Source organism: Geodermatophilus sp. SMS 5-13 (assembly GCF_059428245.1).
Genome location: NZ_CP165729.1, coordinates 1,217,890 through 1,241,951 on the forward strand (window position 1 = coordinate 1,217,890; position 24,062 = coordinate 1,241,951).

General features: G+C 72.7%; 24 protein-coding genes. 19 read left to right on the forward strand and 5 right to left on the reverse strand.

The genetic code is table 11. The annotated features are described in order from the left end of the window. The first annotated feature begins 192 nt into the window (after positions 1–192). Positions 193–1,011, forward strand: coding sequence for a F510_1955 family glycosylhydrolase (locus AB3388_RS05980; protein ID WP_495409842.1), 819 nt, complete (start codon positions 193–195; stop codon positions 1,009–1,011). Between the two features lie 27 nt (positions 1,012–1,038). Here AB3388_RS05980 and AB3388_RS05985 read toward each other — a convergent pair whose 3' ends face one another. After that, the gene (locus tag AB3388_RS05985; protein WP_495409843.1) at positions 1,039–1,788 is read right to left on the reverse strand and encodes an ANTAR domain-containing protein; all 750 of its coding nucleotides are present in this window, start codon (positions 1,786–1,788) and stop codon (positions 1,039–1,041) included. Positions 1,789–1,948: 160 nt separating this feature from the next. Between AB3388_RS05985 and AB3388_RS05990 the strand changes: the two genes are divergently transcribed. Continuing rightward, entirely contained in the window at positions 1,949–2,422 is a 474-nt protein-coding gene (locus tag AB3388_RS05990) for a carboxymuconolactone decarboxylase family protein (RefSeq protein ID WP_495409844.1), read from the forward strand. A 25-nt stretch (positions 2,423–2,447) separates the two neighbouring features. After that, on the forward strand, positions 2,448–3,392 hold the full coding sequence (locus tag AB3388_RS05995) for an RNA polymerase sigma-70 factor (protein WP_495409845.1): 945 nt from the start codon (positions 2,448–2,450) through the stop codon (positions 3,390–3,392). Here AB3388_RS05995 and AB3388_RS06000 read toward each other — a convergent pair. Genes AB3388_RS06000 through AB3388_RS06010 form a run of 3 tightly spaced genes read right to left on the reverse strand, consistent with a single transcriptional unit; the run spans position 3,376 to position 5,772 of the window. Then, positions 3,376–3,729, reverse strand: coding sequence for a putative quinol monooxygenase (locus tag AB3388_RS06000; RefSeq protein ID WP_495409846.1), 354 nt, complete (start codon positions 3,727–3,729; stop codon positions 3,376–3,378). The two genes, AB3388_RS05995 and AB3388_RS06000, sit on opposite strands and share 17 nt — an antisense overlap. 49 nt (positions 3,730–3,778) lie before the next feature. Next, positions 3,779–4,627, reverse strand: coding sequence for a fumarylacetoacetate hydrolase family protein (locus AB3388_RS06005; RefSeq protein WP_495409847.1), 849 nt, complete (start codon positions 4,625–4,627; stop codon positions 3,779–3,781). Then, complete coding sequence (locus AB3388_RS06010; protein ID WP_495409848.1) at positions 4,624–5,772, reverse strand: cupin domain-containing protein; 1,149 nt, start codon at positions 5,770–5,772, stop codon at positions 4,624–4,626. Before AB3388_RS06010 ends, AB3388_RS06005 begins: the two co-directional genes overlap by 4 nt. Positions 5,773–5,886: 114 nt before the next feature. Here AB3388_RS06010 and AB3388_RS06015 point away from each other — a divergent pair, with 114 nt between their 5' ends. The 5 genes from AB3388_RS06015 (at position 5,887) to AB3388_RS06035 (ending at position 11,164) form a co-directional block, all read left to right on the forward strand. Further along, the gene (locus tag AB3388_RS06015) at positions 5,887–6,594 is read left to right on the forward strand and encodes an IclR family transcriptional regulator (protein WP_495409849.1); all 708 of its coding nucleotides are present in this window, start codon (positions 5,887–5,889) and stop codon (positions 6,592–6,594) included. 171 nt (positions 6,595–6,765) lie between these two features. Then, entirely contained in the window at positions 6,766–7,143 is a 378-nt protein-coding gene (locus AB3388_RS06020) for a PEP-utilizing enzyme (protein WP_495409850.1), read from the forward strand. Next, a complete protein-coding gene (locus AB3388_RS06025) occupies positions 7,140–8,342 on the forward strand; it encodes a hypothetical protein (protein ID WP_495409851.1) in 1,203 nt (400 codons plus the stop codon). Before AB3388_RS06020 ends, AB3388_RS06025 begins: the two co-directional genes overlap by 4 nt. Positions 8,343–8,344: 2 nt before the next feature. Further along, positions 8,345–9,988 (forward strand): PEP-utilizing enzyme, encoded by a 1,644-nt coding sequence (locus tag AB3388_RS06030; protein WP_495409852.1) that lies wholly within the window; start codon positions 8,345–8,347, stop codon positions 9,986–9,988. Positions 9,989–10,018: 30 nt separating this feature from the next. Continuing rightward, complete coding sequence (locus AB3388_RS06035) at positions 10,019–11,164, forward strand: Rv3169 family protein (protein WP_495409853.1); 1,146 nt, start codon at positions 10,019–10,021, stop codon at positions 11,162–11,164. Between the two features lie 215 nt (positions 11,165–11,379). On the opposite strand, the gene AB3388_RS06040 is transcribed toward AB3388_RS06035, so the two are convergent. Beyond that, on the reverse strand, positions 11,380–12,186 hold the full coding sequence (locus tag AB3388_RS06040; RefSeq protein WP_495409854.1) for a helix-turn-helix transcriptional regulator: 807 nt from the start codon (positions 12,184–12,186) through the stop codon (positions 11,380–11,382). A gap of 112 nt (positions 12,187–12,298) precedes the next feature. On the opposite strand from AB3388_RS06040, the gene AB3388_RS06045 reads away from it, so the two are divergent. The 11 genes from AB3388_RS06045 to AB3388_RS06095 all read left to right on the forward strand — a co-directional run bounded on the left by AB3388_RS06045 (position 12,299) and on the right by AB3388_RS06095 (position 24,050). After that, positions 12,299–12,970, forward strand: coding sequence for a PEP-utilizing enzyme (locus AB3388_RS06045; protein ID WP_495409855.1), 672 nt, complete (start codon positions 12,299–12,301; stop codon positions 12,968–12,970). A 3-nt stretch (positions 12,971–12,973) separates the two neighbouring features. Next, positions 12,974–14,536, forward strand: coding sequence for a hypothetical protein (locus tag AB3388_RS06050; protein WP_495409856.1), 1,563 nt, complete (start codon positions 12,974–12,976; stop codon positions 14,534–14,536). A gap of 74 nt (positions 14,537–14,610) precedes the next feature. Continuing rightward, complete coding sequence (locus AB3388_RS06055) at positions 14,611–16,098, forward strand: AMP-binding protein (RefSeq protein WP_495409857.1); 1,488 nt, start codon at positions 14,611–14,613, stop codon at positions 16,096–16,098. Then, positions 16,098–16,706: a hypothetical protein gene (locus tag AB3388_RS06060; protein ID WP_495409858.1), complete on the forward strand. Its 609-nt coding sequence runs from the start codon at positions 16,098–16,100 to the stop codon at positions 16,704–16,706. Before AB3388_RS06055 ends, AB3388_RS06060 begins: the two co-directional genes overlap by 1 nt. Continuing rightward, complete coding sequence (locus AB3388_RS06065) at positions 16,703–18,475, forward strand: pyruvate, phosphate dikinase (protein ID WP_495409859.1); 1,773 nt, start codon at positions 16,703–16,705, stop codon at positions 18,473–18,475. Before AB3388_RS06060 ends, AB3388_RS06065 begins: the two co-directional genes overlap by 4 nt. Continuing rightward, positions 18,472–19,038, forward strand: coding sequence for an acetyl-CoA carboxylase biotin carboxyl carrier protein (locus AB3388_RS06070; protein WP_495409860.1), 567 nt, complete (start codon positions 18,472–18,474; stop codon positions 19,036–19,038). The genes AB3388_RS06065 and AB3388_RS06070 overlap by 4 nt, the downstream gene beginning before the upstream one ends. Before the next feature lie 118 nt (positions 19,039–19,156). Further along, complete coding sequence (locus tag AB3388_RS06075) at positions 19,157–20,509, forward strand: acetyl-CoA carboxylase biotin carboxylase subunit (RefSeq protein WP_495409861.1); 1,353 nt, start codon at positions 19,157–19,159, stop codon at positions 20,507–20,509. Continuing rightward, a complete protein-coding gene (locus AB3388_RS06080) occupies positions 20,506–22,005 on the forward strand; it encodes a hydroxymethylglutaryl-CoA lyase-like TIM-barrel protein (protein ID WP_495409862.1) in 1,500 nt (499 codons plus the stop codon). The genes AB3388_RS06075 and AB3388_RS06080 overlap by 4 nt, the downstream gene beginning before the upstream one ends. Further along, on the forward strand, positions 22,005–22,460 hold the full coding sequence (locus AB3388_RS06085; RefSeq protein WP_495409863.1) for a Zn-ribbon domain-containing OB-fold protein: 456 nt from the start codon (positions 22,005–22,007) through the stop codon (positions 22,458–22,460). Before AB3388_RS06080 ends, AB3388_RS06085 begins: the two co-directional genes overlap by 1 nt. Further along, positions 22,457–23,593 (forward strand): thiolase family protein, encoded by a 1,137-nt coding sequence (locus tag AB3388_RS06090; RefSeq protein ID WP_495409864.1) that lies wholly within the window; start codon positions 22,457–22,459, stop codon positions 23,591–23,593. The genes AB3388_RS06085 and AB3388_RS06090 overlap by 4 nt, the downstream gene beginning before the upstream one ends. A gap of 49 nt (positions 23,594–23,642) precedes the next feature. Beyond that, positions 23,643–24,050 carry an SRPBCC family protein gene (locus tag AB3388_RS06095; protein ID WP_495409865.1) on the forward strand — a complete coding sequence of 136 codons (408 nt, stop codon included), beginning with the start codon at positions 23,643–23,645 and terminating at the stop codon, positions 24,048–24,050. Positions 24,051–24,062: the final 12 nt, after the last annotated feature.

The following is a 24,062-nucleotide window of genomic DNA, read 5'->3' on the forward strand; positions in this document are numbered from 1 at the left end:
AGCGGTCGCCGGGGCGGAAAGCGCCCCGGCGGACCGGCGCGGATGCGAGCATCCGAGAGGCATCGACGACCGCATGGGGGGCGGATGGTCCGGACGCTGACGCCCACCGCACGCGGCCGCGCCGGTGCCCGCCCGCGTGTCCGGTCACGACCGTCCCCCCGGCCCGGACGGACGGCGTCGCTGTTCTCGGCCGTGCTCGCCGCCCTGGTCGCCGGCGGCTGCACCCAGCTCCCTACCCGCAGCGCACCGCCGTCCGGGCCGGGCACACTGCCGGCGGCGCACGTGACCGGCTTGGGGATCGACCCCCACGATCACAAGCTGCTGCTGGCCTCGGAGAACGGCCTGTTCGAGATCGGCCCGGGCGGGCTGTGGTTCTCCCGCGGGCCAGCCATCTCCATCACCGGATTCGCCGTGGCCGGCGGCGAGCACTTCCTGGCCTCCGGCACCCCCGGCCCCCACGCGGACCTACCCGACCCGCTCGGGCTGATCGAGTCCACCGACGGCGGGGAGACGTGGACGGCCCTGTCCCGCGGCGGGCAGGCGAACTTCAGCACGCTCACGGTCTGGGCCGGCGGCGTCCTCGCCTACGACGGGACGTTGCAGCGCAGCTCCGACGGCGGCCGGACGTGGACGCAGCTGAGCATTCCCGCCGCACCCGGCGTGCTGGCCGCCGCCCCTGACGGCCGCACGGTGCTGGCCCCCACCGGACAGGGCCTGCTGCGGTCCGCCGACCTCGGCTCCTCCTGGGTGTCCGTGGCCGGCGCCCCGTCTCTGCTGACGGCGGCGTGGGCGGACAACACGACCGCGGTCGGCGCCGACTCCGCCGGGATCGTCTGGACCAGCACCGACGCCGGTGTGACCTGGCGGCGGGAGGCCGACCTACCCACCCTGCCCACGGCGCTCGCCACGGGCGCCGACGGTGGCCGCGTGCGGATCGTCGTCGCCACCGCCGACGCGGTGCAGGAGTCGCGCGACGGTGGCAGGTCCTTCACCGTCGTGCTCCAGCGCTGACCCACCCGCGGCAGCCGGGATCGCTGCTCAGCCGCCCAGGGTGCCGGTCTCGGCGAGGTGCTCGGCGACCTCCTGGACCTTGCGGTTGGTGTCCTGGCTGGCCTTCGCGAGCAGGGCGAACGCCATCTCCTGGGTGATCTTGTAGCGCTCCATCAGGATGCCCTTGGCCTGACCGATGATGTCCCGGCTGCCCAGGGCGATGGTGACGTGGTTGAGGTCGCGGGCATCGGCGAGCGCGACCGCCGCGTGGGCGGCGAAGAGCAGCCCGATCCGCTCGGACTCGTCGGTGAAGGCCGCCGGCCGGCGAGCGAGCAGGTTCAGCGCCCCCAGGTCGTCGTCGTGGACGAACAGCTGGAAGCACAGCGCGCTGGCCACGCCCAGCGCCGCGGCCCGCCGGGCCAGCTCCGGCCAGCGTGGGTCGGCGGTCACGTCATCGACGCGGACGGTCTGCTGCTCGTACATGGCATCCAGGCACGGCCCCTGCTGCGTCTGCTGTTGCAGGTCGTCGAACCGCCGCGCCAGCTCGCCCGTGGCCGCGGCCGACTCCACCCGGCGCCGGCCGTGCACCAGGCTGATCGTGGCCTCCTCGGCACCCGGGATTGTGCCCACCACCGAGGCGACGATGAGGTCCATAACCGCTGGGGCGCCTTCCTGGCGCTGCATCTCCCGCGCCAGGTCGGCCAGCCGCTGCGACAGGTCCTCCCGGACGGCATCGCCGGTCGCCTGCCCGGAGGGGTGCCCGCGCCGCTCGGTGTGCTCAGGACGCTTCTCGTCCATCACTGCACTGTGGCAGGCGCAGCGGGCGATCGGAATGCCCTTCCGCGGGCGGCCCCGCGTGGCGGTGCGCGGAGGACACCGGTCACGACGGTCCATGTCACGGGGCGTCGGGCTGTCTCGTCTCAGGGGTGTAGCCACGGACACCACGGAGGAGCACACCATGGACGCGCGACTGGACTACTTTGCCAGCCCGATCGCGGGCAAGGCCCTCACGCACTTCATGCCCCTGGGCAGGGTGCTCAGGGAGTCGCCCCTGCCGGCCGCGACGCGGGAGCTGGTGGCGCTGCGCGTGAGCCAGATCAACGGCTGCGCCGTCTGCATCGACATGCACACCAAGGACGCCGCCGCGGCCGGCGAGACCGCGGTGCGGCTGAACCTCGTGGCCGCGTGGCGGGAGGCCACGGTCTTCACCGAGGCCGAGCGGGCCGCGCTGGAGCTCGCCGAGCAGGGGACCCGCGTCGCGGACGCGGCCGCCGGGGTCAGCGACGACGTGTGGGCGCACGCCGCCAAGCACTACGACGAGGAGCAGGTCACCGCGCTGGTGATCCTGGTGTCCTTCATGAACGCGGTGAACCGGCTGAACATCATCACGCAGCAGCCGGCCGGTGACTACCGCCCCGGTCAGTTCAACTGAGCGTGGCCGGGGGAGGGGAGTCGGCGTGAGCAGGGTGGCGGAGTTCGAGGAGCTGCGGCCGCTCCTGTTCTCGATCGCCTACCGGATCCTGGGCAGCGTCAGCGAGGCCGAGGACGCGGTGCAGGAGACCTGGCTGCGGTTCGACGCCTCGGCGACCGAGCCCAGGTCGACCAGGGCCTTCCTGTCCGCCACGGTCACCCGGATCTCGATCGACGTGCTGCGCTCGGCGCGGGTGCGGCGGGAGGCGTACGTCGGGCCGTGGTTCCCGGAACCGCTGCTGAGTGATCCGTACCAGGACCCCGAGCGGTCGGCGGAGCTCGCCGACTCCGTCTCGATGGCCGCGCTGCTGCTGCTCGAGCGGCTCAGCCCGCTGGAGCGGGCGGTCTTCCTGCTGCGGGACGTGTTCGCCTTCGGGTTCGACGAGATCGCCGCGGCGGTGGGGCGGTCCGAGGCCGCCTGCCGGCAGCTGCTGGTGCGGGCGCGGCAGCACATGGGGGACGGGCGGCCCCGGTTCGCGGCCGACCGCGAGGAGCGGCGGGAGCTGGCGGCGCGGTTCTTCGACGCGCTGAGGGACGGCGACGTGGGCGGGCTGCAGGACCTCCTGGCCGCCGACGTGCAGATGATCGGGGACGGTGGCGGCAAGGCCCCGCAGCTGGCCCGGGCCCTGGTCGGCGCGGAGAACGTGGCGCGGGTGCTGGGCTCGGTCTTCCCCTGGCTGCTCCGGATCGACGTGACCTTCGAGCAGCAGCAGGTCAACGGCCAGCCCGGCGCGCTCTTCCGCGACCGCGACGGCCGGATCCTCTACGCCCTCGTCCTGGAGGTGCTCGACGGGCGGATCCAGACCATCCGCGGCGTGGTCAATCCCGACAAGCTCCGCCACCTCGGGCCGGTCGCCGACGCCTGGGCGGTCGACCGCGAGCTGAAGCAGGCCCGCCGGCGGTTGAACGAGAGGCTCAGTCAGCAGCCGTGAAGAAGTCGGCGCGGTACCGCCGCTCGCCGTCCCGGACCGGTTCGCTCAGGTCGGCACGGAACTTGCGGATCGAGGACGCGCCCGACCCGTTCTCGTGCAGCGCCGTCTTGGTGGCGAAGAAGTTGGGATGGGTGAAGTGCGCGGCGAGGGACGCCTCGTCCTGCCAGTGCTCGAGCACCTGCACGACGTCGTCCTCGACCGTGTCGGCGGTGAACGCGTACGCGAGGCAGCCCGGCTCTTCCTGCCGGGTCTTCTGCACCAGCGGCCGGATCGCGGCGAGCAGTGCCTCCCGTCGCGCCGGCTCGACGGTGATCGTCCCGACGATCAGGATCTCCACGAGCGCCATCCCTACCCGGTCCGGCGCTCCGTCACCAGCCGGGCGTCGGCTACTCCGTCGCGCTCGGGTCGGCGACCACGGTGTTCTCGCAGCGCCCGAGGCCGGCGATCTCGGTGGTCAGGCGCTGGCCGACCTCGAGGTAGCGGGCCGGCTTGCGGGCGTGACCGACGCCGCCCGGCGTGCCCGTAGCGATGACGTCGCCGGGGCGCAGCGTGATCATCGTGGAGACGTACTCGACCAGGGCGACCGGGTCGAAGAGCAGGTCGCCGGTGGTGTCCTTCTGCACCGTCTCGCCGTCGATCTTCGTGCTGATCTCCAGCGCGGGCCGGACCCCGCCGGGCAGCTCGTCGGGGGTGACCAGGTAGGGCCCGAGAGGAGTGCTGGACTCCCAGTTCTTGCCCTGCAGCCACTCGCGGGTGCGGAACTGCCAGTCCCGGCAGGTGACGTCGTTGAGGACGGCGAAGCCCGCGATTGCCGCCTCGGCCTGCGCCCCGGTCGCGCGGCGGACCGGCGTGCCGATGATCAGCGCGAGCTCGCACTCCCAGTCGAACTCGGTGGTCTCCGGCGGCTTGACGATGTCGTCGGTGGCGCCGACGAGGGTGTCGGCGTACTTGCTGAACAGCGTCGGGTACTCCGGGAGGTCCCGGCCCATCTCGAGGATGTGGTTCCGGTAGTTCAGCCCGACGCAGACGATCTTGCCGGGGCGCGGGACGACCGGCGCGAAGGCCGCGCCGCGCAGATGGGACGCGGGCTCGGTCGCGGCGGCGGCCCGCTCGGCCCAGCCCGGGTCGGCGAGCAGCTCGCCGACGTCGGCGGCGCCGAGGTCGACGAGCTCCTCGTCCTCCACGCGGACGGCGCGGGTGGCGCCGTCGAGGGTGCGGATGGTGGCCAGCTTCATCGGGTGGTGCCTTCCACGGAGACGCGGTCGAGGTGCAGGGCCTCGAAGATCGGGGTGTCGCTGAACCGGAAGAGGTCCAGCGCGCCGGAGTCGGAGTCGGAGGTCCCCGCCTCGGACCGGATGGACAGCGGCTGCCACGAGGGGACGACGAACAGGTCGCCGCGGCTCACGCCCCAGGAGTGCTCGCCCACGGTCACCGTGCCGCTGCCGTCGAAGACCTGGTACACCGACGAGCCGGCCTCGCGGCGCGGGGCGGTCTCGGCGCCGCGGCGCACCCGGTGCATCTCGGCCCGGATCGTCGGCAGCACGTCACCGCCGCTGGTCGGGTTGGTGTACCGGACGGCGGCGTGCCCGGGCTCGACCGTGCCGGCGAACCCCTCGGCCTCCAGCTCCAGCTGGTCGGTGAGCGCGGCGTCGGTGTCGGCCCAGCGGTAGTTGAGCAGCGGGGTGCCGGCGGTGGCGCCGGGCGCCGACACCGGGCGCAGCCCGGGGTGGCCCCACAGCCGCTGCGAGCGGGAGCGCTCCGGCGTCGTCCGCTCCTCGTCGCTGATCGTGTCGCGGCCGAACTCGAAGAACTGCGACTCGGAGTTGTACTGGAAGGGGATGTCCAGCCCGTCGATCCAGGCCATCGGCCGGTCGGCGGCGTTGTGGTGGGCGTGCCAGTTCCAGCCGGCCTGCGGCAGGAAGTCGCCACGGTTCATCGGCACCGGGTCGCGGCCGACGACGGTCCACACGCCCTCGCCCTCGACGACGAAGCGGAACGCATGCTGCGTGTGCCGGTGCTCCGGCGCGTTCTCGCCGGGCATGAGGTACTGGATCGCCGCCCACAGGGTCGGGGTGGCGTAGGGCTTGCCGCCCAGGGCCGGGTTGGCCAGCGCGATCGCCCGGCGCTCGCCCCCGCGGCCGACCGGAACCAGGTGGCCGGCCTGGTCGGCCAGCTCCAGCAGGTTCTGCCACCGCCAGACGTGCGGCACCGCGCGCGAGCGGGGGTGCACCGGCATCAGGTCGCCGATCTCGGTCCACAGCGGAACGAGCAGCTCCTGCTCGAAGCCGCGGTACAGCTGCTCGAGCTCGGGGGTCGGGGTGGGCTGGTCGGGGGCGTCGACGGCGGTCAGGGAGACCGGCGAGGCCAGTTGCTGGGTCATGGGTGCGTAGTCCTCCTCGACACAGGTGTCGGCACCGTCGACTCTCCGACATTTCCAGGTCGAGGGATACGATTTTCTGCTGTGAGGAATCGTCCGGCATACGCGATCTCGTCGGTGGACTCCGCCCTGCTGCTCGCGACCTTCCTGCACCAGGAGGGTCCGATGCGGGTGACCGATGCCGCCGAGCGGCTGGGTGTCTCGGTGTCCACCGCCCACAGACTGCTCGGGATGCTGGTCTACCGCGACTTCGCCGAGCAGCTGCCGGACCGGCGCTACGGGCCCGGCCGGCTGCTGCAGGGTGGCGCGCCGCCGCAGGCCGCCGTCCCGCGGCTGCGCGACGTGGCGCTGCCGTACATGCGGCGGCTGGTCGACGAGCTGGGGGAGACGGTCAACCTCACGGTGCTGGCCGGCTCCGAGGTCCGCTTCGTCGCCACGGTCGAGTGCGATCGCGTGCTGCGTGTCGGTGACCGCACCGGCCGGGCGCTGCCCGCGCACCTGAGCTCCGGCGGCAAGGCGGTGCTGGCCGGGCTGCCGCGCCACGAGCTGGCGGCGGTGCTCGACGGGCTGGACGACGGGACGGCGAGCCGCCTCGAGCGCGAGCTCCGCAGCGTCCGCCGGCGGGGTGTCGCCGTCAACGACGAGGAGACCGAGAGCGGCCTGACCGCGGTCGGCGTCGCCCTGCACGCCGGCGCCGGCACGCCGCCGGCCGCGATCTCGATCGCCATGCCCAGCGTCCGGTACTCCCGCGAGCAGCTGCCGACCTGGACCGCCGCCCTGCAGGCCGCGGCGGAGGCGATCTCCCGGGACCTCGCGGCCGCCTGACCGAGCGGGAGAACGAGCCCAGCGGCCACGCCGGCTTCCCGGGTGGGAGGCGGCCGCTGCGCACTGTCCCCCTAAGTGGACTGGGCCCGTTTGTGACGTGGCTCATACGGTCCGGCCTGCCAACGAACCCAATCACCGAGCGCCCCGGCGTCGGGGCGGGACGGAGCAGTGATGAGCGGCGACCTCAACGAAGTGGCAACCGGCGTCAACCTGTTCGTCGCCGGGGAGGTGACCGGGACGGCCCGCTGGTTCAACGACACGTCGGACGTCCTGTCGATCGACGACGACGACCTCGAGGACACGATCGCCTTCGTCAACAAGGGCGGCATGACGTTCCTGTCGCCGATCCTCCCCGACCTGAAGGGCATCGTCTGCACGGCCGGCAGCCGCGAGTCGCACCTGGCGATCCTGTCGCGGGAGTCCGACGTCCCGTGCGTCCTCGCCGCCGCGCTGACCGGCACGGTGTCCGACGGCGACCAGGTCGTGCTCGACCTGTCCGATCCCGAGACCGCCCGCATCTCGGTCGCCGCCCCGGCGGTGACCGCGTGACGCTCTCCCTCGAGACCCCGGCCGACCTGACGGCGCTCTACACCGACATCTCCTACGAGCCCACGCTCGAGGAGTGGAACTGGCTGGTCCACAAGGCCGGCGCGGCCTACAAGTCCGAGCTCGCCGCCCGGACCGTGTTCGAGTCCGAGCTGTTCGGCATGAACACCTACATCCTCATGTCGATGATGGAGGACTACCTCCAGGTGCCCGATCGCCTCCGCGCGATCCTGCGGCACGCGACGCCGGCGGAGCTGGTCCGCCGGGACCTCCCCATCGGCAACAAGCGCAGCTTCATCAACCTCGCCGCGATGCCGCTGCACTACCTGACCGGCCGGGAGCTGTTCGTCGACCTCGGCGAGATCGGCCTGCAGGACGGGCTGGAGGACCAGCTCACCGTCCTGCGGTTCTGGCGCGAGGCGACGATCGCCGCGCGGACCGACGGCGTGCTGTTCAACATGGACGCCGAGCCGCCGAACAGCTCGCACGTCGTCGACGAGCAGCTGCTCGCCGAGATCCGCGGCTCCCTGCTCCCCGCCGACGAGGAGCACAAGTCCGCCATCCGCAAGTTCGGCGCCCGGCTGACCGCCTACGCCTTCCTGGAGAACTGCGACGCCCGCACCGCGGTCTGCGACACCGGCCCGTACGTGCTCGAGGACGGCACGTTCCTGGCGCTGCGCGAGACGTGCACCGACAAGGACGGCGACTTCCCGTGGCTCGACGGGATCCGGGAGACCCTGCCGTACCACCACTTCGTCATCGCCCACCGGCTGCCCGGCTCGGTGCGGATGGACAACAACGTCTGGGGCACCGCCTGGTTCACGCCGAGCGACTACCAGGCCGACATCCTCGAGACCCGGGTCTTCTGCACCGACGACGGCACCCTGCGCCCGCTCGGGACCGCGGAGATCGAGACCGCGACCAAGGCGATCCGCGGCGCCCATCGGGCCCTCTACCAGCGGCTCGCGGAGACCGACCCGGAGGAGCGCAACCTCTACGCCACCCAGATGTACGCCTGGAAGCTCAAGCCCTGGGCCCGCCTGGCCGGCTGCTTCGACGAGATCGACTGGACGGTGACGCCGCGCATCGCGGAGTCCTACGCCAAGTTCAGCGACCCGGACCTGGCCCTGCAGCTGATCGGCGGCGTCTTCGTCCCCCAGGACCGCGACGGCTGCTTCCGTCCGCTCGGCCAGGAGGGCTGACCATGTCCCCGATCGGCAAGGGCGTCCCCTCGTACCGGTTCGCCCCGGTCACGGGCCGGGCGCGCTGGTTCCGCTCGCCGTCCGACGTCATCGAGGCGATCGACTCCGACCTGGAGTCGACCATCGCGCTGGTCGAGTCCGGCGGCACCACGTTCCTCTCGCCGATCCTCGGGCGGCTCGGCGGGATCATCTGCCGGGACGGCACGCTGCGCTCGCACCTGGCGATCGTGTCCCGGGAGTTCGAGGTCCCGTGCCTGGTCGGCACCGAACTGGTCGAGGTCCCGGACGACGGCGCCGAGCTGACCCTCGAGGTGGCCGACGGCGACGAAGGCCTGGTGTCCCGCCCGTCGGACGCGCAGGAAACGGTCCCGGCCCCCGCCCCTGCGGCGGGCGGCGACGTCTCCCGCCGGTGGTGGGACTACGTCCGCCGGGTCGGCGACGACATCGCGGTCAAGGACTTCGACGTGACGGTCAGCCCCGCCGACCTCGACGCCCTGATCGCGGAGCCGCTGACCGACGAGCGCCTCGACGAGCTGGTCCAGCACATGGGCCGGGCGTTCAAGCCGGAGATGACGCGGCGCTCGTCGTTCACCTCCGAGCTGTTCCCGATGCTGCCGTACATGTCGCTGTCGGTGATCGACGACTTCCACACCTACACGGAGCGGGTCGCCGTCATCGACGCGGCGATGCCGGCGGAGGAGATCGGCCGGCGGCTGCGGACGGCGCCCGGCCAGGCGAGCCCGCTGTGGATCTGGATGGCCGGCTACCACTACCTGTGCGGCCGGGAGTGCCTGATCAAGATGGGCCGGCTGCGCCCGGACGAGCGGACCGAGGAGATCCGCACGGTCGTCGACTTCTGGCGCCGGCTGACCCTCGCCCACCGCGGCGACGGCACGCTGGACAACAAGGACGCCGGCTTCACCAACCGGTACCTGCCGGCCGACGTCGTCACCGAGCTCACCGCCGGGACCCAGCGGCTGGACGCCGACGCCGCCCGCGCGCTCAAGCGGCTCAACGCGACGGTCGCCGGGTACTCGTTCCTGTACTTCACCGACTCCCGCGTCGGCATCTACGACTCGGGCCCGTACGTGCAGCCCGACGGCCGGCACACGATCGTGCGCGACTACCTGTCGCTGGGGCCGAGCGCGTTCGCCTATCCCTGGGCGGAGCAGCTGCAGCCGCCCTTCGCCGGGCTGACGCTCGTGCTGACCTACGACCCCGCGGGGTTCGCCAGCTTCGAGATCAACGACTGGGGGACGACGTTCACCGAGCCCGACCAGCTGCTCGCCGCGGTGACCGACGCGGCCGTGTTCGGGCACACCGCCGACGGGCAGCGCCGGCCGCTCGACCCGGGGGAGTGGACGCAGGTCACCACCGACCTGAGCCGGTCGCACCTGGCGGTCTACCAGCAGTTCGCCGACATGGACCGCGAGCAGCGGATCTTCTCGGCGACGCGGATGTACACGTCCGGGCTGCGGCCGTTCGCCGACGTCGCCGGGGTGACCGACCGCGTCGACTGGTCCTTCTCGCCGGACACGCTGGCCCTCTACCCCGACCCCTTCGACGACGACGACCAGGCCGCCGCCATCTTCGGGACCGCGCTCGTGGCCAACGACATGCCCGGGGCCTTCTCACCCACGCGGTGAGGCCCCCGGACCCACCACAGGAGGACATGGATGCGCCAGTCGATGCAGCGACTCGTCCCCGCGGACGAGCTGCTCTGCCACCAGACACCCGAGACCTTCGCGACCATCAGCCAGGCCGACGTCTCGTGGACCGAGAAGCTGTGGGCGTCGCTGTTCGCCCGGGACGGGTCGCTGCAGGTCGACGTCGGCCTGGGCAAGTACCACAACCGGAACGTCATCGACATGTTCGCGGGCATCTCCCGCGGGAAGGAGCAGCTCACCGTCCGGGCCAGCCGGCAGCTGGACAGCGATGCGGACCGGGTCGGGGTCGGCCCGCTGGACTACGAGGTGCTCGAACCGCTGAAGAAGGTGCGGTGGGTGCTGCGCGAGAACCACGTGCTGCCGATCCGATTCGACCTCACCGTCACCGGGGTGCTGCCGCCCTTCCTGGAGGCCAAGGACTCGCAGCGCGAGCCCTCAGGCTTCCGGATCTGCTCCGACCTGCTCCGCTACCACCAGCCCTCGACGGTCAGCGGCCGGATCTGGGTCGACGGGGAGCAGATCGACGTCCGGGACGAGGAGTGGTTCGGCTTCCGCGACCACTCCTGGGGTGTCCGGATGGACGTCGGTGAACCCCCGGTGGACGTGTACCGGCCCGACCGGCTCGCGGGGGACTTCATCCTGACCTGGAGCCCGATGTGGCTGCAGCGCCCCGACGGCAGCAGCTACGAGATCCACCACTACCACCAGTGGGTCAACGGGCGGACGACGTACTTCTCCGGGTTCGAGAACCTGCCCGACGGGACCCAGCGACCGCTGCACGCCCTCCAGGACGAGCTCAAGTTCGACCCGGTGAACCGGCGCCTGCTCGGCGGCAAGATGGTGTTCGACGCCGGCTGGGGACAGACCCGCACGGTCGAGGTGGAGGCGGCCGGCCACACCGGTTTCCACCTCGGGACCGGGCTGTACTTCGGGTTCAAGGGCCACCGCCACGGCCAGTGGCTGGGGGCCAACCACGTCGACGGGGAGCGGTTCGCCGACGTGTCCGACCCCGAGACCGCACGCACCGTCCACCAGCTGCGCGACTGCGTCATCCGGGTCCGCGAGGGCGACGCGGAGGGCTACGGGATCTTCGAGTCCATGGTCATCGGCGAGCACCCCCGCTACGGCCTGACCAGGGAGAGTTCCTTCCTGTAGACCGCACCCTGATCGGTGGCGGCGGGACGATCCACCGTCCCTGGAGCCGCGTCGTGGCGCGGCTCCAGGGACGGCCGACCGGCTCTACCCCCCGGAGGGGCTCCGAGCGCCCAGGCAGCCCGGCGATGTGCGTCCGCGGCGCATCCTCGGCGGGCGAAGGCACCGGATCCGCACACTGTTCGCGGCTCCGGCCAGGACGCCTCGAGGGCGGCCGCTCAGCCGTGGGCGCGGGCCAGCAGCGCCAGCTCCATGCGCGACTGGCAGCCGGTGGCGGCGAGGATCCGGCTGACGTACTTCTTCACGCTGTCCTCGGCCAGGGTGAGCGTCTCGGCGATCTCGGCGTTCGACAGCCCGTCGGCGACCAGCTGCACGACCTGGTGCTGCCGCTCCGACAGGCCGGCGAGCGCGGCGTGCCGGCGGGACACCGGCAGCCGCCTGGTGATCGCGGACAGCTGGCGGGCCAGCAGCCGCAGCGTGGCGAGCTCGTGGTGGCCGAGCCGGTCGGGCGCGGAGTCGAACATGCCCACGAGCGCCGTGTGCCCGCCGGGCAGGTCCAGGCGCATCGCCGCCGCGGTGTCCATGCGCCAGGTCGCGTGCAGGAAGTGGCGGACGTAGGCGTCGGCCGACGCCGGGAGGGTGCCCAGCGCCCGCAGCTCCGCCAGCGAGGAGACGCCCGTGGTGACCAGCTGCCGCATGGCCGCGGGCGAGCCGAACAGGTCGTAGCGGGACCACCGGTCGTGGTACTCCGGCAGCATCTTCAGGGTCAGGCCCTCGGTGAGCGGGGCCAGGTCGCCGAAGGTGCTGTGGAACGTCGCACCGGCGAAGAACGACACGTGCCGCAGCCCAAAGGTGCTGCCGAGCGACTCCAGCAGCTCCTCGCGGAAGTCCGGCAGCGACGGCGCGGTCGCGCAGCGCTCCAGGACGTCGAAGGCCCGCTCGTAGTCGACCTGACGCAGGACTGCCCGCGTGGGGGACCGGCGGGGCCCAGGCGCAGCAATGTCCCCCAACGTGGACTGGGTCACATTCCCGACGCTACCTAGCTTTCGTTCCGGTGAACACCCGCTCATCGAAGAGCACAGAGAGGTGACGATGTCCGAACCCGCGGTGTCGCCCCCCAAGTGGGGAACGACCGAGATGCTGCCCCTCCCCGCCCGCTTCAACTCTGCCGTCCGCGAGCTGGTCGCGAAGCGCTTCGCCGCGACCGGCGCGGCGTGGAAGGACGTGGTCTTCGACCGCCAGTACGACCTGTTCTCGCTCACCGACGCCCAGGCCATCGAGCAGGAGGCGCTGGACTCGGGCTACCGCTTCGACTTCTCCGCGACGGTGTCGCTGGAGTCCGAGCCGGAGAAGTACAAGCGCCCGGAGCGCGCGGCCGCCGGCTTCCACGAGAGCGCCGCGGTCGACGGCCGGCGGCAGGTCGGGGTGGGCGACAACGTCATCCGCAAGGCCGCGAACGTCACCGGCCCGGTCGCCCTGGTCTCGACCATCGAGCAGGTCATGGAGTACCTGGGCGACGGCGTGCCGGCGGGGACGATCGCGGTGATCGACGATTCGGGCGGCACCCTGACCGCGCCGATCATCGAGCACTTCGCCGGCGTGATCTGCCTCGGCGGCACCGTCCGCTCGCACCTCGGCATCCTCGCCCGCGAGTACGACGTCCCCACGCTCATGAACTGCAAGCTCGACACCGTGAAGACCGGCGACGTCGTCGAGATCGAGGTGACCGCGGCCCCGCCGGCGGCCGACGCGTACGAGACCGGCGACACCGGTCACGCCCGGATCTGGATCGTCGAGAGCGAGGCCTGAGCCATGACCGCCCGGAACCCGAAGCTGACCTACCCCGCCCTGCTGGAGACCAACAACTACCTCCGTGGGCTGAGCGACACGACGTACTGGCTGTGCATCACCCGCACGGTGCAGGAGTCGAAGCTCTTCCCGATGAACCCGTACATGCTGCTCAGCTACCTGAACGCGTTCTACCGGTGGCCGACGCTGCTGCGGGAGATCGACGCAGCCACCCCCGCCGAGGAGCTCGGCGACCGCGCCCGCGAGGTCAGCCTCAAGGTCAACACGGTCAACGCCGCCTGGGGCCTGCCGGCGTTCTACCTGATCGGCCGCGAGATGCTCATGAACTGGGGTCTGCTCGGCCCCAGCGACGCCGTGGACGACGTCGTCGACGTCCTCGACTTCTCCCGGCGGTTCAACCTCGCCTACCACCGCAACGACGGGCACATCACCAACAAGGAGTTCGGCGACCGCAGCCAGTACCTGCCCGAGCGCACGCTGCAGGTGTTCGAGTCCGACCTGCACGGGGTGACCCCCGGGGACCGGCTGCACACGGCGGCGACCAAGCTGGTCGCGCAGCTGTCGCAGTACGCCTTCCTGGCCCACTGCGAGTGCCGGATCGGGCTGCACAACAGCGGTCCGTACAACTTCGGCGACAACCGGCAGCTCGTCGTCCGCGACTTCTTCGAGCTGACCGAGGGCGACTACCCCTGGCTGGACGGGATCGCCACCCGGCTGCCGGTCGCGAACCTGACGATCCCGATCGTCTTCAAGGACACCAATTTCCACCTCATGGACGACTGGGCCTCCTTCGAGGCCGAGCCGGCCTACGACGCCGCGAACATCGCCGCGGTCGGCATGTACACCTCCGACGCGCTCACCGACGGCTACGTGCCGGTCGGCATGGAGAACGCCGAGACGCTCGCCGAGACGATGGAGCAGTACCGCGAGATCCTCAACGAGGCCACCGCGGACCTCTGGAAGCGCATCGCCACCTGGACCCGCGAGCAGATGATCGACGCCGGCGCGCTGGTCTACTCCTCGGTCGCGAAGGACTTCGCGCACCTCGCCGGCACCTACCGGCAGGACGACTGGCTCAACCTCGACGAGCGCGTGCAGCGGTTCAAGCCGCTGATGAACGACGAGTACGGCCGGGACGACCTCGCCGAGATGGTGGGCCTGCTGGGCTTCCCCCACCAGAAGACCAACGAGTACTCGATGGCCCGGTACTCGGGGCTGAACCAGAACATGCTCACCGGCATCCCGTACGCGGTCCTGACCGACGACGACTACGCGCCGACCGTGGGGAACCGGCTGTCCGGCTCCAGCAGCCTCGACGCCAAGACCGGCCTGTGGACGACGTCCGCCGGCCGGCTGGACATCGACGACTACAACCGCCGGGCCCGGGACTTCCGGCCGGCCGTGCTCGCCGAGGAGTACCGCTACCTCGACGAGGAGTGGGTCAAGCGGCACTGGACGACGCAGCGGGCGGACGAGCTCTACCGCCTGACGCAGCGCGGGTCGCGCACCCTCGAGGGCCGCGGTGCGGGCCTGCGACGGGCCGACCTGCCCCGCTCCGCCGGTTGACCGTCCGCCGTCCCCGCTGCCGGTCGCGGGCTCACCCCCGCGACCGGCAGCCAGCCCCGCAGAGGAGAAGCAGGGTGCAGATAGGAGACCTGATCCGGCGCGCCGGACGTCAGTACGGCGCCGCCCCCGCGCTGGTCGACGGCGACCGGGTCGTGAGCTTCGCGGAGTTCGACGAGCTGACCGACCGCCTCGGCAATGCGCTGCTGGACCGGGGCCTCGAGCCCGGGGACCGCGTCGCGGTGCTGATGCCGGGCGGCATCGAGGGCGTCGTCGTGTACTACGCGCTGGCCAAGGCCGGGCTCGTCCGGGTGCCGCTCAACGCGCGGGAGACGCCGCACGAGCTGGCCTACAAGATCGAGGACTCGCAGGCCCGGGCGCTGGTGTCGGCCGGCGAGCCCCCGGCGGACACCGAGTTCGCCATCGCCGCCGACGAGCTGCCGGCGCTGATCGCCGGGGTGCGGCCGGGCGCCTGCGACGTCCGCCGCGATCCCGAGGCGCCGCTGCGGCTGGCCTACACCGGCGGCACCACGGGCAAGCCCAAGGCCGTCGTCCTCACCACCCGCAGCGAGCTGGCCGAGGTCGCCAACTTCCTCGTCGACCTGCTGCCCAATCTGCGCCCGGACTCGGTGATGCTGCACGCCGCGCCGATCACCCACGGCAGCGGCGCCTTCTTCCTGCCGCACCTGGTCAAGGGCGCGGCCAACGTGATCGTGCCGAAGTTCTCCCCGGAGGCGTTCCTCGAGGCCGCGCAGAAGCACCGCGCCACCACCACGTTCATGGTCCCGACCATGATCGCGATGCTGCTCGAGGAGCCGGCCACCGCCGACGCCGACCTCGCGCTCGAACGGCTCTGCTACGGCGGCGCCCCGATCGCCACGACCGTCCTCCAGCGCGGCATCGACGTCCTCGGCCCGGTGTTCACCCAGCTCTACGGCCAGGCCGAGGCGCCGCTGGCGATCACCTGCCTGCAGCCCTGGGAGCACACGCCCGAGCGGCTGGCCTCGGCCGGCAAGCCGTACACCTTCGTCGAGGTCGACGTCCGCGACAAGGAGGGCCGCTCGCTCGCCCCCGGCGAGGTCGGCGAGGTGCTCACCCGCGGTCCGCACACCATGAGCCGGTACTGGCGCCGCCCGGAGGCCACCGCCGAGACAATCGAGCCGGACGGCTGGCTGCACACCGGCGACATCGGCCGCTGGGACGACGAGGGCTACCTCTCCCTGCTCGACCGCCGGCACGACGTGATCATCAGCGGCGGGTTCAACGTCTACCCGCGTGAGGTCGAGGACGCGCTGCTCAGCCACCCCGCCGTCGTCCAGGCCGCCGTGGTCGGGCTCCCCGACGAGAAGTGGGGCGAGAAGGTCGCCGCCGCCGTCGTCACCCGGGCCGAGGCCGACCCGGACGAGATCCGCGCGTTCTGCGCCGGCCGGCTGGCCGGCTTCAAGCGGCCCCGCGCCGTCGAGATCTGGCCCGACCTGCCCACCAGCCCGGTCGGCAAGTCGCTGCGCCGCGAAGTGCGCGACCGCATGGTCGCCGCCGGCTCCACCGCCCGAGAGGACCTCTGATGCTCGACCCCTACCAGCTCACCGTGCACACCCTGACCCTGCGCCAGCTGGCCTCCGCCGAGCAGCTCGCCGAGATCAACGGTCAGTCGGTCGCGGAGGTCGAGGCGGCGCTGGAGAAGGCCGTCGCCGAGGGCGCCGCCATGGCCGCCCGCGGCAACCACATGATCACCCCGGCCGGTCGCGAGCAGCTGAGCCGCGGCTACCCCGACGCGTTCGCGGAGATCCGGTCGTCCACGGCGATCTCCGACGCGATGGACGCGTTCGAGACCGGCGTGAACAAGCAGGTCCTGACACTGACGACCGACTGGCAGACCAAGGAGGTCGGCGGGGACCGCGTGCCGAACGACCACGGCGACGCCGACTACGACGCCGCCGTCATCGACAAGCTCGGCCGGGTCCACGAGAAGACGTACAAGGTCCTGCGCCCCCTCGCCGACGCCGACCCGCTGGTCGACCGCTTCCTCGACCGCATCGGCGCCGCGCTGACCCGGGCGGAAGGCGGCGAGACGGACTACGTCAGCGGCGTGCGGGTGGACTCGGTGCACACGGTCTGGTTCCAGATGCACGAGCACCTGCTCCGGCTGACCGACCGGGAGCGTCCGGAATGAGCGCGCCCAGGACGACCCGCCCGCCGGCCGTCGGCCGCCGCTGGCTCGTCGTCCCCGACGACCCGGCGGACGAGCCGAGCCGGGACCTGGTGGGCGGCAAGGCCTGGAGCCTGTGGCGGATGCGGTCGCTCGGCCTGCGCGTGCCGCCGGCCTTCGTCGTCACGACCGAGGCGTGCACGGCCTTCTTCGCCGGCGGCGGCCGGGACCTGCCGGACGGGCTGGCCGAGGAGCTCGAGGCCGGGATCCGCCTGCTGGAGGAGGACCTCGGCCGGACGTTCGGGGGCGGTGAGCGGCCGCTGCTGGTCTCGGTCCGCTCCGGCGCCGCCGTGAGCATGCCGGGGATGATGGACACGATCCTCGACCTGGGCTGCAACGACGCGGTCGAGGCCGCGCTCGCCGCGGAGACCGGGGACCCGTCGTTCGCCGCGGAGGTGCACCGGCGGTTCACCGCCTTCTACGGCCGGCTCGTCCTCGGCTGCACCGAGGAGCTCGACGACCTGCCGGACACCGCGGCGGTCCGACAGGCCCTCGCCGCCGATGGCGCGGGCGGCGTCCCGGCCGACCCGTGGGAGCAGCTGCGGGAGGCCGTCGGAGCGGTCTTCGCCTCCAGCCGCTCCCGGCGCGCCGTCGCCTACCGCCGGCACTACGGCATCCCCGACGACCTCGGCACCGCGGTCACCGTGCAGGCGATGGTCTTCGGCAACCTCGACGACGACTCGGGCACCGGCGTGCTGTTCACCCGCAACCCGGTCGACGGGACCCGCGAGCCCTACGGCGAGTACCTGCCCCGCGGGCAGGGGGAGGACGTCGTCTCCGGCCGGGTCACCCCGGAGCCGCTGAGCTCGCTGGCCGACTCGGCGCCGGCGGTGCACGCCGAGCTGCTGACGGCGGCCGACCGGCTCGACCGCGAGGGCCGGGACGCGCAGGACATCGAGTTCACCGTCCAGCAGGGGCAGCTGTTCCTGCTGCAGGCGCGTCCGGCCAAGCGGACGGCGCGGGCCGCGGTCCGGATCGCGGTCGCGTTGGTCGACGAGGGGGTGATCGAGCCGGCCGAGGCGGTCCGGCGGGTCACCGCCGAGCAGATCCGGACGCTGCTCCGGCCGGAGATCGCGCCGGGTGCCACCTCCTCGGCCGAGCTCCTGGCCGCGGGCGCGGGGGCCAGCCCCGGGGTGGCGACCGGTCTCGCCGTCGGCACGCCGGAGGAGGCCCAGCGGAACCCCGGCTCGATCCTCGTCCGCCGCGCGACGAGCCCCGACGACGTGCACGGCATGATCGCCGCGGCCGCGGTGGTGACCGAGCAGGGCGGCGCCACCTCGCACGCCGCGGTGGTCAGCCGCGCCCTCGACACGCCCTGCGTGGTGGGCTGCGGCGCGGGGACGGTCGAGGCGCTCCTCGGCTGCACCGTGACCGTGGACGCGACCACCGGGCGGGTGTACGCCGGGGTGATCGAGACCTCCGTCGTCGACGAGAGCTCCGACGAGGACCTGCGCCGGCTGACCGGGTGGGCCGAGCAGGCGGTGTCGGTGCGGGTCACCGACTCCGACGCCGACGTCGCCGAGCCGGTGCTCGACGCGGACGCGATCCCGCCCGCGGACCTGGGGGAGCACCTGCCGGCCATCCCGGCCGGCACGAGGACGGTTCGCGGCGCGCTGTTCGCCACCCCGGACGGGGTCCGGGCGGCACTGGACGCCGGCGTCGAGGTCATCGTCGCGCCGCACCGGCTGCCGGTGCTGCTGACGGCGGTCGCGCACCAGGGAGGAACGAGATGAGCACGGCAGACACCGAGGTCTCCGGGACCGACGTCCCGGAGAGCGTGACCTTCCGCGAGGCGCAGGAGATCATCCGCACCTTCCAGCGGTCCGGCTGGACCGGCATGACCCTGGAGCTGCGCGGCCTGCGGATCACGGTGGGCAAGGACGGGCCGCCCGCCGGTGCCGCGCAGCAGGCGGTCGCGACCGCACCGGCGGCGCCCGCGGTGCCGGCACCGCAGGCACGGCCGTCGACGCCTCCACCCGTCGCGCCCGCGGCACCCGCAGCGCGCCCGGCGGCGGCGCCTCCGGCGGCGGTGGCCGACGTCGACACGACCGGCTGCGTCGCCGTCCGCTCGCCGGCGGTCGGCGCGTTCTGGGTGGCCCCGGCTCCTGGCCAGCCGCCGTTCGTGGAGGTCGGCCAGAGCGTGGCGCGGGACGAGCAGCTGGCGATCGTCGAGGTCATGAAGCTGATGAACCCGGTCGTCGCGGCGGTGTCGGGCGAGGTCGTCCAGGTGTGTGCCCGGAACGCCGAGATGGTCGAGTACGACCAGGTGCTGTTCTGGATCCGGCCCAGTGACTAGTCACAGGACCCTGGTGCCCCCCACCGGAGAAGGACCCCGCCCTACTCACCCCTCGCAGGCTCGGGGCGAGCCTCTGGACGGGGCCACGGCGAGCCCCTGCACCAGGGCCATCCGCAAGGTGCTCGTCGCCAACCGGGGCGAGATCGCGGTGCGCGTCGTCCGGGCCTGCCGGGCGCTGGGCATCGAGACCGTCGTCGTCGTCTCCACCGCCGACCGCGACGGGCTCGCCGCGCGGCTCGCGGACCGCGCCGTCTGCATCGGGCCGGCGCCGGCGACCCAGAGCTACCTCGCGATCCCCTCGGTGCTGTCCGCCGCGCTCGGCACCGGCTGCGACGCCGTCCACCCGGGGTACGGCTTCCTCTCCGAGAACCCCGACTTCGCCGCGGCCTGCGTCGCGGAGGGGCTGACCTTCATCGGGCCCCGGCCCGACGCGGTGGCCCAGGCGGGCGACAAGGCCCGCGCCCGGGAGCTGGCCAGGAGCGCCGGCATCCCCGTCCTCGACGGATCGCCCGTCCTGGACTCCGCCGAGGAGGCGGTGGCGACCGCGGCCGCGCTCGGCTACCCCGTCCTGGTCAAGGCCGCGGCGGGCGGTGGCGGCCGGGGCATGTCCGTGGTCGAGGACCAGGCGCAGCTGCGGTCGCGCTGGCCCGCCGCGGCCGGCGAGGCGCAGGCGGCGTTCGGCGACGGCCGGCTCTACGTGGAGCGGTTCATCCGGCACGCCCGGCACATCGAGGTGCAGGTCCTCGGCGACAAGCACGGCTCGGTGATCCACCTCGGCGAGCGGGACTGCACCCTGCAGCGCCGGCACCAGAAGGTCGTCGAGGAGTCCCCGGCCCCGAACATCCCCGAGGAGGTCCGGCAGGACATCCGCCGCAGCGGCGTCGCGTTCGCCGAGGCGCTGCGGCTGGACAGCGCCGGCACGGTCGAGTTCATCTACGACGCCGACACCTGCCGGTACGCGTTCCTCGAGTTCAACGCCCGGATCCAGGTCGAGCACCCGGTGAGCGAGCTGGTCACCGGCGTCGACCTGGTCGCCGAGCAGATCCGCTCGGCGGCCGGGGAACCGCTCCGGCTCACCCAGGACGACGTCCGGTTCGCCGGGCACGCGATCGAGGTGCGGATCACCACCGAGGACCCGGCCCGCGGCTTCACCCCGCATCCCGGCACCGTCGCGACCTGGGTGCCGCCCGAGGGGGAGGGGATCCGCGTCGACAGCCACTGCGAGCCCGGCTACGTCGTGACCCCCTACTACGACTCGCTGCTGGCCAAGGTCGTCGCGTACGGCCCCGACCGTGACACCGCCGCCGACCGCCTGGTCGCCGCCCTCGGCCGGCTGCAGGTGGAGGGCGTGCCCACCACCCGCGACTTCGCCCGCGCAGCACTCGACCACCCGGACTTCCGGGCCGGACGCGTCACCACGGACTGGATCGCCACCCGCGGCCTGCCCGACTACCTGGAGAAGAACCCATGAGCTACCTCGACCGGGCCCCGAAGACCGCCGACGGACGGCGCAGGAAGATCGAGATCATCGACCAGACCCTGCGCGACGGCCCGCAGAGCTGGTGGGGCATGAAGCTCCGCAAGGACATGGGCCTGCCCATCGCGGGCGAGCTGGACCGGACCGGCTTCCACACCATCGACCTCGTCGGCAGCTCGATCTTCGAGGTCCTCGTGCGGCACTGCAAGGAGGACCCGTGGGAACAGCTCATCTCGCTGTCCAAGGCGATGCCGCGGACCACGGTGCGGGCCGGCACCCGCAGCAACGGCATCGTGACGTTCGGGCTCACCGCCGACAGCGTCATGGACCTGTGGGTGCAGCGGCTGTGCGCGCACGGCATCGGCAGCTTCTGGATCTACGACGGCCTGTTCAACACCGACAAGATCGGCCGGCTGGTGAAGACCGTGCAGGCCGAGGGCGCCGCGGCCGTGCCGTGCATCCTGTTCGCCGACAGCCCGTACCACACCGACGAGTACTACGCGGAGCGCACGCGTGAGCTCGTCGCGCTCGGCGCCGACGGCATCGAGCTGGAGGACGCCGCCGGGCTGCTGACCCCCGAGCGGACCCGCAGCCTGGTCGCCGCCATCAAGGGGGCGGCCGGCGACCTGCCGGTCGAGATCCACTTCCACAGCAACAACGCCCTCGCGCCGGTCAACTACCTCGAGGGCGTGCTCGCCGGGGCCGACGTGGTGCACACCGCCAGCCGCCCGCTCGCGGCCGGTGTCTCCCTGCCGTCGACCGAGAACACCGTGGCCAACCTGCGCTACGCCGGCTTCGACGTCGACCTCGACGAGACCCGCTTCGCCCCCGTCGCCGAGCACCTGCTGCGGGTCGCCGAGTACGAGGCGCTACCGGTCGGCCAGCCCGCCGAGTACTCGCTCTTCCAGTACCGCCACCAGCTCCCGGGCGGGATGGCGGGCACCTTCAAGGACCAGCTCAGGGCGCGCGGCATGGAGGACCGGTTCGAGGAGGTCCTCGACGAGATGTCCCGCGTCCGCGAGGAGCTCGGCTACCCGGTCATGGCCACGCCGTTCTCGCAGCTGGTCGGGACCCAGGCGGTGCTCAACGTCGTCAGCGGGCAGCGCTACTCCGTCGTCCCCGACGAGGTGCTGATCTACGCGCACGGCTTCTACGGCCGCCCGGTCGCCCCGCTCGACCAGAACGTGCTCGACACGATCATGAGCTCGCCCAAGGCGAAGAGCTACAGCGACTGGCAGCCGCCGCAGCCGAGCCTGGACGAGCTGCGGCAGCGGTTCGGGGCCTCGATCTCCGACGACGAGCTGATCCTCCGGCTGCTCGTGCCGGAGAGCGACATCGACGTCATGCGTGCCACCCCGCAGCGCAACCGCGACTTCGCGCCGACGACCAAGCAGATGCGGTTCATCCGCGAGATGGTCGAGACGTCGGTCGGGGCCTACCTGCACATCGACGGTCCCGACTTCTCCCTGACGCTGGAGGGCGACCACTGATGACGCAGACCCATCCGGCGACCTCCAGCGCCGGCGGCCTCGGTGTCGGGCGGCCCACGAAGCGCCGTCCGGGGGCGGCGGTCGGGGGGCTCGCCGTCGCGGACTCGCGGCCGGTGCTCGACGTCGACGCCGTCCTCGGCGTCCGCTGCACCGCCTGCCGCTACCCGGCCGCGCAGCAGGGCATCCCGTGGTGCCCGGTCTGCTATGCGCCGGTGGAGCCGGACCGCTTCGCCGCGACGGGGACGGTGTGGTCGTCGACCGTGGTGGCGATCCCGGTGGGGGAGCGCAGGCCACCGTTCGGGCTGGCCTACCTCGACCTCGACGACGGGCCGCGCCTGCTCGTCCACCTCGCCGAGCCCGAGGTGCTGCGGGCCGGCACCCGCCTGCGCATCACCGGGACCGACCGCGGTGACCTCGTCGCCGCGCGGTCGGACACCCAGGAGGAGCAACCATGACCCAGCCCATGCTGTGGGGCGTCGGGACGTCGAGCTACGGGCTCTTCCCCGAGCGTCGCGTCGAGTCCCTCGCCTGGGACGCCGTCGCCGAGGCCATCCGGGACGCCGGGATCACGCCGGCCGAGATCGACGCGATCGTCGTCGGCTCGGTGTTCGGGCCGCCCGGCGTCGCGACCCGCGTGCAGCGGGGGATCGGCATCCCCGGCGTGCCGATGTGGACAGTCGAGAACGCCTGCGCCAGCGGCACCAGCGCCTACCACGAGGCGGTCGAGGCGGTCCGGCTCGGCCGGTTCCGCTGCGTGCTCGTGCTCGGCGTCGACCAGATGTCGACGCTGTTCTCCGGGGCGATCGTGCCCGAGGCCACCGACCCGGAGGGCGCGTCCTCGCTGCCGCTGCCCGGGCTCTACGCGCTGCAGGCCCGCCGCTACATGGACGAGTTCGGGGTGACGCCCGAGCAGCTCGCCGCGATCGCGGTGAAGAACAAGCGCAACGGCCTGGACAACCCGCGCGCCCAGCTGCGCAACAACGCACCCGGCGTCGAGGAGGTCCTGGCCTCGCGGATGATCGCCGATCCGCTGACCTTCCTGCAGTGCTGCCCGACCAGCGACGGCGCCGGCGCCGCGATCGTCGGACCCGACCGCGGCAACGCCGACGACCTGCGCATCGAGGCCTCGGTCCTGGTCTCCGGCGCGCTGTGGGACCACCGCAGCGACGACGTCTGGGGCTACGCCTCGGTCGCGCGGGCCGCGGAGAAGGCGTTCGCCCAGGCCGGCCGCACGCCGCAGGAGGTCGACGTCCTCGAGGTCCACGACGCCTTCACCATCGGCGAGATCCTCACGCTGGAGGCGCTCGGCTTCGCGCCGCGTGGCAAGGGCGCCGAGCTGGCGCCGTCCGGGCACACGACCCGCGACGGCGCCCAGCCGGTCAACCCCAGCGGCGGCCTGCTCTCGCGCGGCCACCCCCTCGGCGGCACCGGCACCGCCCAGCTCGCCGAGATCGCCTGGCAGCTGCGGGGGCGGGCCGGCGCGCGGCAGGTCGGGCGGCACCGGGTCGGCCTGGTGGAGACCATGGGCGGCGGTGCGGCCGGCATGGACGGCAACGCCTGCGTCGTCACCATCCTCTCGGCCCAGTGATCGCCGCGGTCCTCGTGCACCGTCCGTCCCGCCCCAGTGAGGAGTCGCCGTGAACGTCACCGAGACCGTCGTCATCGCCGCCGCCCCCGACGCCGTGTGGAAGGTGGTGGGCGATCCCGGGTCGATCGCCGACTGGGCGCCGGCGCTGGAGAGCTGCCGGATGGAGGGCGACCTGCGCCACGCGACCTTCGCCGGTGGTGGCGGGGACGCCACCGAGCGGATCGTCGAGCACGACGATGCCGGCCGGTACTACGTCTACGAGTTCGTCTCCGGGCCGCTGCCACTGGAGGTCTACCTCTCGCGGCTGTCGGTCCGGGAGCACGAGCGGGGCGCCGAGGTGGTCTGGGCGGCGGAGTTCACCGCGGGGTCCCCGGCGGAGGAGACCCAGCTCGCCGCCGCCATCGCGGACATCTACCGCGGCTCGCTCGAGGAGCTGAAGCGGCGGCTCGAGCCCTGACGAGGAGGCTCG

Bases quoted from the DNA above. Each gene is read 5' to 3' on its own strand.
- AB3388_RS05985 (WP_495409843.1), bottom strand. From the start codon at position 1,788: ATGGACGAGAAGCGTCCTGAGCACACCGAGCGGCGCGGGCACCCCTCC.
- AB3388_RS05990 (WP_495409844.1), top strand. From the start codon at position 1,949: ATGGACGCGCGACTGGACTACTTTGCCAGCCCGATCGCGGGCAAGGCC.
- AB3388_RS06005 (WP_495409847.1), bottom strand. From the start codon at position 4,627: ATGAAGCTGGCCACCATCCGCACCCTCGACGGCGCCACCCGCGCCGTC.
- AB3388_RS06010 (WP_495409848.1), bottom strand. From the start codon at position 5,772: ATGACCCAGCAACTGGCCTCGCCGGTCTCCCTGACCGCCGTCGACGCC.
- AB3388_RS06020 (WP_495409850.1), top strand. From the start codon at position 6,766: ATGAGCGGCGACCTCAACGAAGTGGCAACCGGCGTCAACCTGTTCGTC.
- AB3388_RS06030 (WP_495409852.1), top strand. From the start codon at position 8,345: ATGTCCCCGATCGGCAAGGGCGTCCCCTCGTACCGGTTCGCCCCGGTC.
- AB3388_RS06035 (WP_495409853.1), top strand. From the start codon at position 10,019: ATGCGCCAGTCGATGCAGCGACTCGTCCCCGCGGACGAGCTGCTCTGC.
- AB3388_RS06045 (WP_495409855.1), top strand. From the start codon at position 12,299: ATGCTGCCCCTCCCCGCCCGCTTCAACTCTGCCGTCCGCGAGCTGGTC.
- AB3388_RS06050 (WP_495409856.1), top strand. From the start codon at position 12,974: ATGACCGCCCGGAACCCGAAGCTGACCTACCCCGCCCTGCTGGAGACC.
- AB3388_RS06060 (WP_495409858.1), top strand. From the start codon at position 16,098: ATGCTCGACCCCTACCAGCTCACCGTGCACACCCTGACCCTGCGCCAG.
- AB3388_RS06065 (WP_495409859.1), top strand. From the start codon at position 16,703: ATGAGCGCGCCCAGGACGACCCGCCCGCCGGCCGTCGGCCGCCGCTGG.
- AB3388_RS06070 (WP_495409860.1), top strand. From the start codon at position 18,472: ATGAGCACGGCAGACACCGAGGTCTCCGGGACCGACGTCCCGGAGAGC.
- AB3388_RS06080 (WP_495409862.1), top strand. From the start codon at position 20,506: ATGAGCTACCTCGACCGGGCCCCGAAGACCGCCGACGGACGGCGCAGG.
- AB3388_RS06085 (WP_495409863.1), top strand. From the start codon at position 22,005: ATGACGCAGACCCATCCGGCGACCTCCAGCGCCGGCGGCCTCGGTGTC.
- AB3388_RS06090 (WP_495409864.1), top strand. From the start codon at position 22,457: ATGACCCAGCCCATGCTGTGGGGCGTCGGGACGTCGAGCTACGGGCTC.